This is a genomic window from Spirosoma sp. KNUC1025 (assembly GCF_045160025.1).
In the GTDB taxonomy this organism is placed as follows: Bacteria; Bacteroidota; Bacteroidia; order Cytophagales; family Spirosomataceae; genus Spirosoma.
Genome location: NZ_CP087139.1, coordinates 4,325,090 through 4,339,508 on the forward strand (window position 1 = coordinate 4,325,090; position 14,419 = coordinate 4,339,508).

A 14,419-nucleotide genomic window follows, 5' to 3' on the forward strand; every position below is an offset into this window, starting at 1 on the left:
GTCTTGAGCCTATCATCCATTTCGCTGGATGATATCGTACTATTTCATGGCTGATTTTAACGCTACCCTTTTTTTATGCGGAGATGCGCCTTACCAATATGCCCAGAATTCCAGGAGGGATTCTCGCGTAGTAGAGGGCCGCAAACGCACAATACGTATGAAAAACATAATTAAATTAACCGCTCTGTCTATCAGTATATTATTGGCTGGCTGCTCCAAAAGCGAAACCAAGACGGAGGAATCGGAAAAACTTACGGTGCCCGTTGTTCAGTTAAGTCGGCAGCCCACTACGCTGCAACGCGATTACGTAACCACGCTGGAGGCCGTCAAAAATGTAGAAATCCGGGCGCGGGTTTCTGGTTTCCTGGAAAAAATCTATGTTGATGAGGGGCAGTCCGTTCATCAGGGACAACTGTTATTTAGCCTTAACGCGGCCGAATATCGGGTCGGGTTGGATAAAGCCCGGGCAGCCTTGCGCAGTGCCGAAGCAGGCGCAAAAACGGCCGAAGTGGAAGTAGGGCGGGTGAAACTACTGGTCGATAAAAAAATTGTTTCTCCGTCGGAGCTGGAACTGGCAAAAGCCAAACTCGATGTGGCCCGCGCTCAGATAGAAGAAGCCCAGTCGGCTCAGTCGACAGCGGCACTCCGGCTGGCTCATGCCAATATTCGGGCCCCCTTCGATGGCGTGATCAACCGGATTCCCTTCAAAATCGGCAGCCTAATAGAAGAGGGGGCATTGCTGACAGAAGTGTCTGATATCCACGAAGTTTTTGCCTATTTCGACGTATCGGAGAAAGAGTACCTGACTTTTTTGAAAAAGCACCGGGATCTGTTCGGGAAAGACGGCAAGGCAGTTGAAATGATGCTGGCCGATGAAACGCCCTACCCATACAAGGGACGTATTGAAACCATGGAGAGTGTTTTTGAAGAAGAATCCGGTACGATTGCTTTCCGGGCTCGGTTTCCGAATCCGCAGAAACTGCTTAAACACGGCTCATCCGGCAAAGTACGATTGCCCAATATTGTGAGTGATGCCCTGCTGGTACCTCAGAAAGCAGTTTTTGAAGTGCAGGATAAAAACTACGTATATGTGGTGGATGCATCCAATCGGGTAAAGTCGAGGAGTTTCGTGCCGCAGGCTCGGGTAGGGCTGAATTATATCGTTCGATCTGGTTTACAACCGGGTGAGCGGGTGGTTTACGAAGGCATTCAGAACATTCACGACGGGGATCAAATCATTCCGCAGGCGTTTTCTACCGATAGTCTTCGCAATGATCTGGCAAAACAGTAATGGCTGAGTTGTTTGCTGGTTTTCGGCTACACGTACTGAACCGAATACAATTCCTCGAAATCCTCTACAGCTTATGTTCGATTTATTCATCAAACGGCCACTGCTGTCGGCTGTTATTTCTGTACTGATTACGTTACTGGGGTATCTGGCGCTGACGGGATTGCCCGTTACGCAGTTTCCCGATATTGTGCCACCATCCGTAACCGTAACGGCAAAATACACGGGCGCCAATGCCGAGGTAGCGACAAAAGCGGTGGCCATGCCCCTCGAACGGGCCATCAACGGCGTACCAAACATGGTATACATGAATTCCGTATCGGGAAATGATGGGACCACGGTAATCCAGGTTTTTTTCAAAGTCGGGACTGATCCTGATCTGGCCGCGATGAGCGTACAGAACCGGGTAACCACCGTCCTCGATGAACTACCCACGGAAGTCACGAAAGCAGGGGTGTCGACCGAGAAAGAGGTAAACAGTATGCTGCTGTACCTCAATATTCTCAGTGACGACCCGGGCGCGGATGAAAAGTTCATTTACAATTTTGCCGATATCAACGTACTGGCTGAACTCAAACGCATTGATGGGGTAGGCGTAGCGACCATTATGGGCTCCCGTGAGTATTCGATGCGGGTTTGGCTGAAGCCAGACCGGATGACATCCTACGGTTTTTCGGTGGATGATGTCGTTGGGGCCATCCAGGAGCAAAATGTCGAAGCGGCCCCGGAAAAGCGGGCGAAAGCGCCGACCGTGCACCACAGATGCTGCAGTACGTATTACGCTATTCCGGTAAGTTTTTTGACCCGAAGCAGTACGAAAATCTGGTATTACGGGCTGAACCGGATGGATCGATCCTGCGATTGAAAGACGTAGCAGACGTAGAGTTTGGCTCGCTCAACTACGATGTCTTATCGAAGACAGACGGTCGGCCGTCGGCCTCGATTATGCTTAAACAGCGGCCGGGCTCCAATGCCAGCGAAGTCATTCAGAATGTAAAAGAGAAAATGGCGGAGTTGAAGAAATCAAAATTTCCGCCAGGAATGACCTACAACTTTGCTTACGACGTATCACGCTTTCTGGATGCGTCGATTCATGAAGTGATCAGAACGCTCATTGAAGCCTTTGTGCTGGTATTTTTCGTGGTGTTTCTGTTTTTGCAGGATTGGCGGTCAACGCTGATCTGTGCCCTGGCCGTGCCTGTGGCCCTGGTGGGGGCGTTTGCGTTCATGAGCACCATCGGTTTTTCGATCAATCTGCTGACCCTGTTTGCGCTGGTGCTGGCCATCGGTATTGTGGTCGATAATGCCATTGTGGTTGTGGAAGCCGTTCACGCGAAAATGGCTGAAGAACATCTATCGCCGAGGGCGGCTACATTTGCCGCGATGAAAGAAATCAGTGGGGCGCTGGTGGCGATCACGCTGGTCATGTCGGCCGTGTTTGTGCCCGTAGCGTTCATGTCGGGCCCCGTCGGAATTTTTTATCGGCAATTTTCGCTGACGCTGGCCGTAGCGATTGTGATTTCCGGGGTTAACGCCGTTACGTTAACCCCGGCCCTGTGCGCCCTACTGCTTCGTCCAGCTCACGACCATCAGGCCACCGGTATTTTGGGTCGATTGTTCACTCGTTTCAACCGGGGTTTCGATGCCCTGACAGGTCGGTACCAGAAAATACTCCGGCGGGTTGCCAGCCGGAGCGTCGTTACGTTGGCCATGCTTGCACTCTTTGCGGCCGGAACCTGGGGAATCAGCTCCGTTTTGCCGAGTGGGTTTATTCCGACGGAAGACCAGGGCATGATCTATGTGAACGTAACAACGCCCGTGGGGGCAACGGTTAAACGTACCGAAGACGTGATGGATAAAATCCAGCGGGTAGCCTCGAAGATGAAATCGGTTGAAAACGTATCGACACTGGCCGGATATAGTTTGATGACCGAAGGGAATGGGGCGTCATATGGGATGGGCATGATTAACCTGAAAAGCTGGGATGAGCGTTCGCAAACAGTTGACGATGTCATTGCCGAGCTTGTGGAACAAACCCGGACAATTCAGGATGCAACCATTCAGTTTTTTCCACCGCCGACAGTTCCTGGCTTCGGTAATTCGAGTGGGTTTGAAATGCGGTTGCTTGACCAAACGGGTTCGGGTGATCTGCAAAAGACCAAAAAAGTGGCCGATGCATTTATCGCTGCCTTGAATAAGCGACCCGAGATTGCTAATACGTTTACGAGCTTCGATCCGAGTTTTCCGCAGTATCTGTTGCAGGTCGATCAGGATAAAGCCGCTCAGAAAGGGGTATCGATCAATAACGCCATGAGTACCCTGCAAACACTGATGGGTAGCTTTTACGCGTCCAACTTCATTCGATTTGGGCAGATGTATAAAGTGATGGTGCAGGCATCGCCCGAATACCGTGCTAAGCCGGAGGACGTACTGAATCTGCGCGTGAAAAATACGGCTGGTGAGATGGTGCCTTTCTCCAATTTCATTCACCTGGAGCGAGTCTATGGACCCGAGCAGATTACGCGCTACAATATGTATTTCTCAGCGCTTATCAACGGCGAACCCGCGCCGGGATACAGCAGTGGCGATGCCCTGCGAGCGGCACAGGAAGTAGCGGAAAAAGCGTTGCCACGGGGGTACTCCTTCGCCTGGTCGGGCATGTCGCGCGAAGAAGTTCTGTCTGGTGATCAGGCCATTTTTATCTTTCTGATCTGTCTGGTTTTTGTATATCTATTACTCGTGGCGCAGTACGAAAGCCTGTTCTTGCCATTGCCGGTGCTGCTGTCTCTGCCCGCGGGTATTTTCGGCTCGTTTTTATGCCTGCAACTGGCGGGTTTGCAAAACAACATTTACGCACAGGTTTCGCTGGTCATGCTCATTGGCCTGCTGGGTAAAAATGCCATCCTGATTGTTGAGTTTGCCAATCAGCGGCAGAAGGAAGGCTTATCGATTGTGCAGGCGGCCATCGAAGGTGCAGTAACCCGTTTGCGCCCCATTCTGATGACCTCGCTGGCGTTTATCGCCGGTCTGATTCCGCTTTGCATCGCGTCGGGCGCTGGCGCGCTGGGGAACCGTTCTATCGGTACCGCTGCCGCAGGAGGGATGCTGATCGGAACGGTTTTCGGGTTGGTGCTGGTGCCTGGCCTGTATATTTTGTTTGCCCGTATCGCGAAACGGGTTGGTCCGAAAAAATCATCTTCGGATGGTGAAAAACCGGAAATCTTATCCACCAAAACGAATACAAATGGTGCCGTTCTTCAGGAATCTTAATACCTATTCTGGATTAGTTAGTTTACTGATTGCCGGGTGTTTGAGCAGTTGCCAAATACAGCACAGTCCCGCTTCAGCCCCTACAATGCCCGTTCCGCAATCATATACGGGACGTACCGATTCAACGAATATTGGTAACTGGCCCTACCGAAATTTATTTGCCGATCCGAACCTGGTTACCCTTATCGATACGGCGATGGTCCGTAACCTCGATCTTAAAATTGCAGTACAGCGGATTGAGGTAGCACGGGGAAATTATGGCATAACGCAGGGGGCTTTACTCCCACGGGTCGATGCCGTGGCAACGGCAGGCATTGACCGATACGGTCGCTACACGCTCAATGGAGTCGGGAATTTCGATACGAACCTCTCCGGCAACGTATCAGGGGCAAGCGTCATTCCGAACCCAACGCCTGACTATTTTATAGGTCTTCGCAGTTCGTGGGAAATCGACATCTGGGGCAAACTCCGAAATCGGCGTCGGGCCGCCTACACCCGGGTGCTGGCGTCGCAGGAAGGGCGCAACCTGATCGTTACGTCGATGACCGCAGATGTGGCAAGGCTGTATTATTCCCTGCTGGCGCTGGATGCTGAACTGGAAATCATTGGCGAGAATATTGAGCTGCAACAGAAAGCCCTGGAATTGGTGCAGGTGCAAAAAGAAGCTGGTCGGGTCACCGAGCTGGCCGTTCAGCAGTTCAGGGCACAATTGCTCAATACGCGCGGTCTGGAAGGGCGGGTGCAGCAGGAAATCGTGCAAACCGAAAACCAGCTCAATATACTGCTGGGCCGCTATCCACAACCTATAGCGCGGGGTGCATCGATTGAAAAACAGTCGTTACCGACGGGTATATCTGCCGGAGTTCCTGCCCAACTGGTACGTCGTCGCCCGGATATCCGCCAGGCCGAACGGGAGCTGGAAGCGGCAAACGTCGATGTGGCCGTGGCTCGGGCTGAATTCCTGCCGTCGCTGAATCTGACGCCCTATGCTGGTTTTAACGCTTTCCGTCCTGAGGTACTCTTGAATCCGCAATCTTTGGCGTTGGGGGTGCTGGGCGGATTGGCCGGACCGATCATTAACCGTCGGTATCTTAAAGGAAACCTGGCCATTACAGGCGCGCAAAGCCGGGAAGCGTATTATGCTTACCAGCGGGCTGTGTTGACGGGCGTATCGGAGGTGATTATCAGTTTGAAAGGATTAGAAAACTACCGAAACGTAGCCAGCCTTCAGCGTCAGGAAGTGGCGGTGTTACGGCAAGCTGCTACTACGTCAAATGAATTATTCGCCAACGGGTACGCTACGTATCTGGAAGTGATTACGGCACAGCGTAACGTGCTAGAAGCCGAGCTTTCATTGATTAACACCAAACGCGCTCAGTTTTTAGCACTGGTCGATCTGTATCGGGCATTGGGCGGAGGGTGGCAGTAAGATCGGTTACCGCAAAGCGTCCATGGCTTTTTTGGTTGCTTCGAACTGGCGTTTCTTTTGCAGAACGGTGGGTGCCGCCACCCGCTCACGGCAGTCAAAAATGCCACAGCGTTCGCAGGTTTGATTGACGATGCGGAAAGGAATGTCCGGTAAAGCCGTTATGGAGTGGGGGGAGGCCAGAAACTTCATCTTACGCTTCAGGTTATCGTTCACCGCAAAACACATCGATACACTCATGTTTTGCTGGAACTGCGGCTGAAACGCATGAGCCACCGAAATAATCAGATACTGCTGACCTGAATCAGCGTATTCGGAAAGCTGAGCGCGGCAAAGTGTGCTATCAAATCCTTTATTCTGCTGCAAAAACTGAAGCTCCTGTAAGATCGTCCAGGCAATCCAGCGCCGACAGAAATGTTCGTCAACAAAACTGCGGGGACCTTCCTGTCGGGACAGGTGCATTTCTTTGGTTAGCTGAAACGCTGTTTGGCCTGGGATATGGTTAAAGCGATAAAAAAACAGCTGGTCGATGCCAAACTGACTGGGTAGTACGTTGCTTAACCGATAAAAAAAGCGTTCAGGGGTGGCCCCAAAGTCGGTGATCAGTTGCAGAAAGTCTTCATTGCTCCAGGTATCGCGGTCAAATAATTCGCTTAACTTCGATACCAGGGCATCGCGACGGATCAGAATCGCCCCCGCAAAATAAGACGCTTTATAGTTGTTGAGCATCTGCTCAAACGAATCAGCCTCGACCCAGGAATACGTATAGGGTCGGTTTTTCAGGTTCATGAACTGAAAGCCAACCTCGCGCGCCAGAATAAACGAACGTTGTTCGGCAGTAAGCCCTGCGTTCAGATGCAGTGTATGATGATCGGCCCGAAAAAACGAACGCAGAGAAACCAGTTCCGGCTGCGTGAGGGTATCAAAATATTCAATATGAATGCTATAGCGGGTTTTCAGTAGATTGGCTAGCAGCGTCTCCGTAACTGCCTGATCGGACGCTCCACCCGACACGGGCGCAAATTCATGCAGGAACCGATCCGCATCCGCTTCTATTTCAGGAAAGTAATTATCATGCAGTTCCTGATAGGACCGAAGCATGGTCAGGTACAGCCGCTCTACGCTCATGTTATAGCTCAGGGCAATGTCCATAAACGTACGGATCATGGCGCTGACTTTAGCCGGCGCTTCGGCGAGCAGCTCAAGCAGATCCGACGGGTCGATGCCAAACAGTTCAAGCGGAATCTCGGTCAGAAATTTAGAGCGGATGAGGTCTGAAATAGGCTCCAGTTTCTTGCTAAGCTTCAGCGACACAAGCGTATCGTAATCAACTTGCATGGCATTGGCCAGGGCTGAAATTTTATCAGCTTTGGGGTATTTCCGGCCTTTTTCGATTTCTGTTACGTAAGAAATCGATAAGCCGGACTGTTGCGCTAATTCGCTGACTGACAAGCCTCTGTCGATACGAAGCTGACGTAGTTTCAGGCCAAATAAAAGGCGGATATGATCGGCTGGAAGATTCAAATGATACGTAAGGAGTTAGGGTTATCCTCTGTTATGTTAAGCCTTCAACAGGGAACTTAGGTTCCAGGGATGCGCAAGATTGTAATGTAAATGTCCCTCTTCAACTTCAAGCGGACTGTCGAGGTTGTTGGCATACAACTGGCCCGTTCCCAGGCCCTGTGGTAATAAGTGCTTGAATTGAGCCGTATATTGAGCAATAGCATTCAGGCCAATATTCGATTCCAGCGCCGACGTAATCCACCAACCGATATTTAGCCGCCCCGCCAGTTCGATCCATTCGTCGCAGTGCCGAAGTCCACCCAGCAGGGTCGGTTTCAGCACAATAAATTGTGGCTGAATTTTTTTAGCAGCCGGAATTTATGCACGTATTCCATCTGCCCGATCAATTCTTCGTCGAGCGCGATGGGAAGGGGAGTATGCTGACACAGGTCAGCCAGCAACTCGGGTTGACCGGCACGGATCGGCTGTTCAATCGAATGGAGATCGTAAGCTGCCAGTCGTTCGAGTTTACGCATCGCGTCGGCCGGGTCAAACGCGCCATTGGCATCCACCCGCAGGGCGATTTCCTGCGCTGTAAAACGCTCCCGAATCATAGCCAGCAGGTCGCATTCCTGCTCAAAATCAATAGCACCAATTTTTAACTTGATTGTCGAATAGCCGGTCTCCAGTTTCTCTTCAATCTGCTGACGCATAAACTCGGGGTTTCCCATCCAGATAAGCCCATTGATAGGCAGGGAGCGCTGGCCGGCGGTAAACTCAGACGTATGAATGATACGGCACCCGCCCGATAGAAAATCGAGCATGGCTGTTTCAAAACCGAATAGAATACTAGGGAACCGGGGACTGATAATCTGACTGAGTACAATCGGGACATTCCAGCGAAACAACTGAAGATCGAGCGCGTTGAACTCTTCGCAATACGTACGGAGCTGCTCTTCAAAGTCGGGTCGATCATCGAAACTAAGCCCCTTTAACGGGCCGCACTCGCCGTAACCGACCACCGTTGGATTATCCGTGTCGAACAGCCGAATAAAGTAAGACGTTTTTTCCGTAAGGGTGCCGCGTGACGTACCCGCTTCGAAGCGAAAATGCAACGTGTATGGAAGGTAGTCAGCTTGTAAACTCATTGTACTGGACGGCATGGACGGGGAATCCCAATCCTAAAAATACTACTTTTGACTGCTCAAGCGGGCAATATTACGAAATTATTAATGAAGCGTTTGGGGGTTAAGTGGCTATTCTTGCCATTCAGTGGACTTTATGGACTAGTAACGACAATTCGTAATTGGCTCTATGATAGCCAGTTACTGAAATCGTTTCGACCTAAAGTATTCACTGTCAGCGTAGGAAATCTTACGGTAGGGGGGACAGGAAAAACGCCTATGATCGAATTTTTGATTAAACGGTCTATTCCTGCCTCGTCAGAAACGGTTGTTGGCTCGACCGCTACGTTAAGCCGGGGCTATGGTCGCCGAACCCGCGGCTTTCGGATTGCCACGGAGACCGATACGGCCGAAACCATTGGCGATGAACCTCTGCAACTCTATCGAAAGTTTAAAACCCTTGTTCGGGTCTGTGTGGGCGAACGACGGGCTGAAGCTATTCAGGCGTTGTTACGTAAGCATCCCGCAACCCGGCAAATTTTGCTCGATGATGCATTTCAGCACCGGGCCGTCCGTCCGCATTTGCAACTACTGCTCACCGATTACAACCGTCCTTTCTACGACGACTACCCATTTCCGGTCGGTCGCCTGCGCGAACGGCGGAAGGGAGCCAGACGGGCCGATGGTATTGTGGTGACCAAATGCCCCCTGAATCTGTGGGCTATGGAACAGCAGCGTATTATAGATCGGATTCGCCCTTATGCCCTACATGACGTTCCCATTTTTTTGCTGGGTTGCGCTATGGCCAACCCCGCTCATTTGCTACCCAGGAGCCAGCATCAGATCTTCGCGACCTGGTGCTGGTATCGGGCCTGGCCAATGCTGAGCCACTTGAACAGTACGTCCGGCAAACGTACCTACTAAAGCATCATTATCGGTTTCCTGATCATCATGCGTATTCACGCACGGAACTGGATACAATACTGGCGGCTTTACCCGCAGGAGGAGCGTTGCTGACCACCGAAAAAGATTGGGTGAAACTTGATGCGCTACTTAGCTCAACCGAACAAGGGCAATACCCCTTATATTACCTACCTGTGGCCGTTCAATTTTTACCCGGTCACGAACAGGCATTTATAGCATTTCTGGACGATAATTCACTTAAAAATCGTTAACTACGCACAGCGCGTTTCGGCTGTCGGCCGTTTTGGCGTACTTTTGACCTGATGAATCGGAGTTTTTTTGCCTTCTTTATTCTTTTTAGTCTGGCGCTCGCTGGCCGGGCACAGCAATTTCCGGGGAGTATGCAGATGCCAGGGAGTGCTGCCGGTGGGTTTGGCGGCCGGCAGGCCATGCCGACCTCAACAACCGGTATCAACGGCATCGATGACTCAACGAAGGTAATTTATGGCCCGAAATCAACCCGATACGTACTGGAAGATGATATCTTCAACAATCGCCGTCGGTTGTATACCATGGACACGACGATGGACGATGTTCATCGGTTCACCTATGTGCAGCGTAGCCAGAATTTATACCAGGATTTAGGAACCCTCGGTACGCCCATCCATCCCGTGTATGTTCAGGTGCCCGACCAGTTAGGCGCACAACCGGGCTTTACCGTCTTTTCCCCATATGCATATCCAACCATGGGCGTAAAGTATTTCGATACAAAGTCGCCATTCACGGATATGTACGTAGCGCTGGGGGGCAACAACCAGAATATTCTTCGCTTTGACATGGCTCAGAACATTACGCCCCGCTGGAATGTGGGCTTTGATGTTCAGCGGTTTACGTCGCAAAAGCATTTTGGTACAACGGGGAATAACGATCCCTTCAAACTGCTGGCGCAAAACTGGGGATTTGTGTTGCATACAAACTACCGATCCAAAAACGATAAGTATACCCTGCTGGCTCATTTCAATAATATGAATCATAGCCTTGATGAGCAGGGGGCGTATTGCCGGGACAGACGGCTGATGGAAGCCCGATTATTTATAATTACAACGGTGATGCCCTCCTGCGGAGTGGGAGCACGTCGGTTCAGGGGCCACACGGCTGGGAAATACGGAATGGCTGGCATGCTTACCATCAGTACGTGCTTGAGAAAGGATTCCAGGTCTATCATCGGTTCGATTACCGGATTCAAAAAAACTTTTATCAGGATGATCAACTGGCTATCAATCAGTCGTATACACTGCCCGATTCGACCGTGCGTCAGTTCTATCATACGAATGCGCTGGGCGATACGTCGCGTTTGGAGCAGCTATCGCGCTTCCGTTTGCTGGAGAATCAGTTTGGCATAAAGGGGATAGCGCAGTATAAAGCGGCTTCGTTTAATTACCGGGCCTATCTCCGGATTCGGAATTACAAACAACACACCCGGTATAATACCTCCGCAACCAATTATAACGAGTATGACATTCCCCGCACCGAAACCTTTGTTGGCGGCTGGTTTGGGTATTATTTTCCGGATAGTCTGTCGCAGGTGACGGCCGAACTAGAATATCAGGTTGGAGGTGGTTACCGGTTGCAGGGGCAATTCGACAGCAAATACCTGACCGTTGGCTATTCATCCATGTTTGTCAACCCAACCCTGCTGCAGGAGCGCTTTCAAAGCATGATCCAGATTTGGCGGAACAACTTTAGTTTGCGGGGTTTCAATCATGCCTTTGCCAAATTAAATCTTCGCTATAAACAGTTGCGCCTAGAGCCTAACCTGGATTATTACCTGCTCAGCAACTACGTTTATTATGATACAGCAGCCATAGCCCGGCAGGCGTCGGGGTCTTTCAGCGTACTACGTACCGGGCTGGGGTACCATCTGCCGTTTGGGAAGTTCCTGCTCGCCGGGCAGGCATTGTACACGGTTCAGTCCCGCTCGGATATACTTCGAACCCCGCCTTTTTTTCTGAACGCCCGGTTACAGTATGAATTTCTGTACGCCAAGGTGCTTTATATCCAGGCCGGAATCGACATCCATTATAAATCGCCCTATTATGCCGATGCGTATATGCCCCTTACGCAGCAGTTTTATCTGCAGAATCGGCAGAAAGTGGAAGGCTATGTACTCGCTGATTTATACGCTAATTTGCGGGTCAATCGAACTCGTCTGTTTGTGAAACTGACCCATGCCAATCAGGGGCTGTTTGCGCCGGGCTATTTTGTGGCGCCTGATTTTTTACAGGTTCGCCGAGGGTTTGCCTTCGGGGTAGACTGGTATTTATTTGACTGATTTCAGGTAGGATAGCGCTGTTTTGTGCTTACTCAGGTGAACTAAGTAACTTCTGATACCGTGAATTCGAGCCGCTAATTACATCGTCTCGAAGAAAGAATTTAGTAATAGCATCTTTTCTCAACCAACCAATAAATCGATTGCTGAATGGACCCATTCCAGATTAAAAAAGCACCAACCCAATATGATGTAGCCATTGTTGGCTCAGGTGCTGGGGGCGGTATGGCTGCTTATACACTGGCAAAAGCTGGTGCAAAAGTCGTGCTGCTGGAAGCGGGGGGTATTTCGACCCCGCTGATCCGAAATACATTACTCAATTAAAATGGCCTTGGGAATCGCCCCGGCGCGGGGCAGGCACCACACGGGCTTTTGGCGATTTTGACGCAGCCTGGGGCGGATGGGATATTGAAGGAGAGCCCTATACAACGGCGAAAGGTACTGAATTCTACTGGTTTCGATCGCGGATGCTGGGCGGACGTACCAATCACTGGGGACGTATTTCGCTGCGCTTTGCCCCGGATGATTTCCGCCGGAAAAGTATGACCGGTGTGGGGGAAGACTGGCCAATCGGGTACGACGATCTGAAACCATTCTATGACCGGGTAGACCGATTGATTGGTGTGTTTGGCTCCGTTGAAAACATGCCGTCTGAGCCGGACGGAATTTTTCTGCCGCCACCTAAGCCTCGTTTGCACGAACTGATGATTCGGAAAGGAGCCCGGAGCATCGGGATTCCGGTTATTCCATCACGCCTGTCGATTCTGACCAAACCCATCAACAATGAGCGTGGGCAGTGCTTTTATTGCAGTCAGTGTGGTCGGGCCTGTCAGGCTTACGCCGATTTTTCGTCATCGTCAGTGTTGGTCAAGCCCGCTATGAAAACGGGCAACGTAACGCTGATCAATGGCGCGATGGTCCGCGAAGTAATGACCGATCCGGCTACGGGTCTGGCTACGGGGGTCAGTTACGTAGATACCCAAAGCCTGCAGGAAATCACCATAAAAGCAAAAACGGTGATCCTGGCCGCCAGTGCCGGCGAAACCGCCCGGTTACTGCTAAATTCCAAGTCGAGTCGTTTCCCGACCGGTCTGGCAAACAGCAGTGGCGTAGTGGGTAAATACATCAACGACTCCACCGGAGCCTCGCGCTCAGCGTTTATACCGGCTCTGATGGACCGCAAGCGTTACAATGAAGATGGCGTTGGTGGAATGCACGTCTTTACACCCTGGTGGCTCGATAACAAAAAACTGGATTTCCCGCGGGGCTATCACATCGAATACTGGGGCGGTATGGGTATGCCTGCCTACGGATTCGGCTGGGGCATCGAAGGCATGAACAGCATCCTGCCCGGCCGCGATGGAAAAATGAAGCCAGGGGGCGGTTACGGGGCCAGCCTGAAAGATGATTATCGCCGGTTCTACGGTGCTTATGTCGGTATGGCGGGTCGTGGCGAACCAGTGCCTCTGGAAAGCAACTACTGCGAAATCGATCCGGGTGTTGTGGATAAATACGGTATTCCTGTACTGCGGTTTAACTATAAATGGTCGGATTACGAAATCAAGCAGGCCAAACACATGCAGGAAACCTTCGAGGAAATTATACACTCGATGGGTGGAATTGCCCTGGGAGATAAACCAAATGCGGCCAATAATTACGGTTTAGCAGCACCCGGTCAAATTATTCACGAAGTGGGTACGGCACGAATGGGTAGCGATCCCAAAAATTCGGCTTTGAACAAATATCAGCAGGCACACGACGTAAAGAATCTGTTTGTTGTGGATGCAGCGCCGTTCCCGTCGCAGGGGGATAAGAACGTAACCTGGACGATTCTGGCGTCGTCTATGCGTACCAGCGAATACCTAATTGATCAGGTCAAACAAAAGAATATTTAATAGCTCGAACCCGAAGAATTATGAAACGTAGAGATTCCTTAAAAGCCCTCTCGCTTACGGGATTCGGCCTGGCCGTTTCACCCGTAGAAGCTGCTGTTCCCGCTCCACCCGAGGTAAAGCCCTTAAAAATTCCGGGTGGACGGCAGAAGTTCGAGGCTGAACGCGATGCCAAACTCATGGCCGAGAAATTCTTTACACCCCATGAGTTGCAGACCGTTACGGTGTTATCGGATATCATTATTCCTGCCGATGAAAAATCAGGCAGTGCTTCGCAGGCTGGAGTGCCAGCTTTCATCGAATTCATGATGAAAGATCAGCCCAGAAACCAGACGCCAATGCGCGGTGGGATTCGCTGGATCGATAATACCTGCGTCAAACGTTATAGCAAACCATTTATCCAGTGTACCAAAACCCAGCAGATTGAATTAGTCGATCAGATTGCTTACCCGTCAAAGGTGAAGCCTGAACTGTCGCAGGGCGCTTCATTTTTCACAATGATGCGCAACCTGACTGCATCGGGTTTTTATACCAGTCAAATGGGTATTAAAGATCTCGGGTATGTTGGTAACGTACCGAATCAATGGGATGGCGTTCCCGACGATGTGCTCAAGCAATATGGCTTAGCCTACGAAGAACGGGAATTAACCCAGGGAAAATAATAAAAAAAGCGGCTGAGTATCA

At 50.9% G+C, this 14,419-nt stretch carries 7 protein-coding genes and 4 pseudogenes; 9 read left to right on the top strand and 2 right to left on the bottom strand.

Annotated elements, in window-relative coordinates; translation table 11 throughout:
• Nucleotides 1-157: 157 nt before the first annotated feature.
• The 3 genes and pseudogenes from LN737_RS18830 to LN737_RS18840 all read left to right on the top strand — a co-directional run bounded on the left by LN737_RS18830 (nucleotide 158) and on the right by LN737_RS18840 (nucleotide 5,987).
• Entirely contained in the window at nucleotides 158-1,291 is a 1,134-nt protein-coding gene (locus tag LN737_RS18830; protein WP_405511380.1) for an efflux RND transporter periplasmic adaptor subunit, read from the top strand.
• 73 nt (nucleotides 1,292-1,364) lie between these two features.
• Nucleotides 1,365-4,558: pseudogene (locus LN737_RS18835) on the top strand (efflux RND transporter permease subunit).
• Nucleotides 4,533-5,987: a TolC family protein gene (locus LN737_RS18840; RefSeq protein WP_405511381.1), complete on the top strand. Its 1,455-nt coding sequence runs from the start codon at nucleotides 4,533-4,535 to the stop codon at nucleotides 5,985-5,987. The pseudogene LN737_RS18835 and the gene LN737_RS18840 overlap by 26 nt, the downstream one beginning before the upstream one ends.
• 6 nt (nucleotides 5,988-5,993) lie before the next feature.
• Here LN737_RS18840 and LN737_RS18845 read toward each other — a convergent pair whose 3' ends face one another.
• Nucleotides 5,994-7,508 carry a helix-turn-helix domain-containing protein gene (locus LN737_RS18845; protein ID WP_405511382.1) on the bottom strand — a complete coding sequence of 505 codons (1,515 nt, stop codon included), beginning with the start codon at nucleotides 7,506-7,508 and terminating at the stop codon, nucleotides 5,994-5,996.
• Nucleotides 7,509-7,544: 36 nt separating this feature from the next.
• Nucleotides 7,545-8,635 (bottom strand): annotated as a pseudogene (locus tag LN737_RS18850) (o-succinylbenzoate synthase).
• An 84-nt stretch (nucleotides 8,636-8,719) separates the two neighbouring features.
• Between LN737_RS18850 and lpxK the strand changes: the two are divergent.
• The 6 genes and pseudogenes from lpxK (at nucleotide 8,720) to LN737_RS18880 (ending at nucleotide 14,397) form a co-directional block, all read left to right on the top strand.
• Nucleotides 8,720-9,535: a tetraacyldisaccharide 4'-kinase gene (gene lpxK, locus LN737_RS18855; protein ID WP_405520455.1), complete on the top strand. Its 816-nt coding sequence runs from the start codon at nucleotides 8,720-8,722 to the stop codon at nucleotides 9,533-9,535.
• Nucleotides 9,469-9,786: a tetraacyldisaccharide 4'-kinase gene (locus LN737_RS18860; protein WP_405511383.1), complete on the top strand. Its 318-nt coding sequence runs from the start codon at nucleotides 9,469-9,471 to the stop codon at nucleotides 9,784-9,786. The genes lpxK and LN737_RS18860 overlap by 67 nt, the downstream gene beginning before the upstream one ends.
• A gap of 312 nt (nucleotides 9,787-10,098) precedes the next feature.
• Nucleotides 10,099-10,527: pseudogene (locus LN737_RS18865) on the top strand (putative porin); the annotation flags it as partial.
• A gap of 44 nt (nucleotides 10,528-10,571) precedes the next feature.
• On the top strand, nucleotides 10,572-11,846 hold the full coding sequence (locus LN737_RS18870) for a putative porin (protein WP_405511384.1): 1,275 nt from the start codon (nucleotides 10,572-10,574) through the stop codon (nucleotides 11,844-11,846).
• A 147-nt stretch (nucleotides 11,847-11,993) separates the two neighbouring features.
• Nucleotides 11,994-13,738 (top strand): annotated as a pseudogene (locus LN737_RS18875) (GMC family oxidoreductase).
• A gap of 20 nt (nucleotides 13,739-13,758) precedes the next feature.
• Nucleotides 13,759-14,397 carry a gluconate 2-dehydrogenase subunit 3 family protein gene (locus tag LN737_RS18880; protein WP_405511385.1) on the top strand — a complete coding sequence of 213 codons (639 nt, stop codon included), beginning with the start codon at nucleotides 13,759-13,761 and terminating at the stop codon, nucleotides 14,395-14,397.
• Nucleotides 14,398-14,419: the final 22 nt, after the last annotated feature.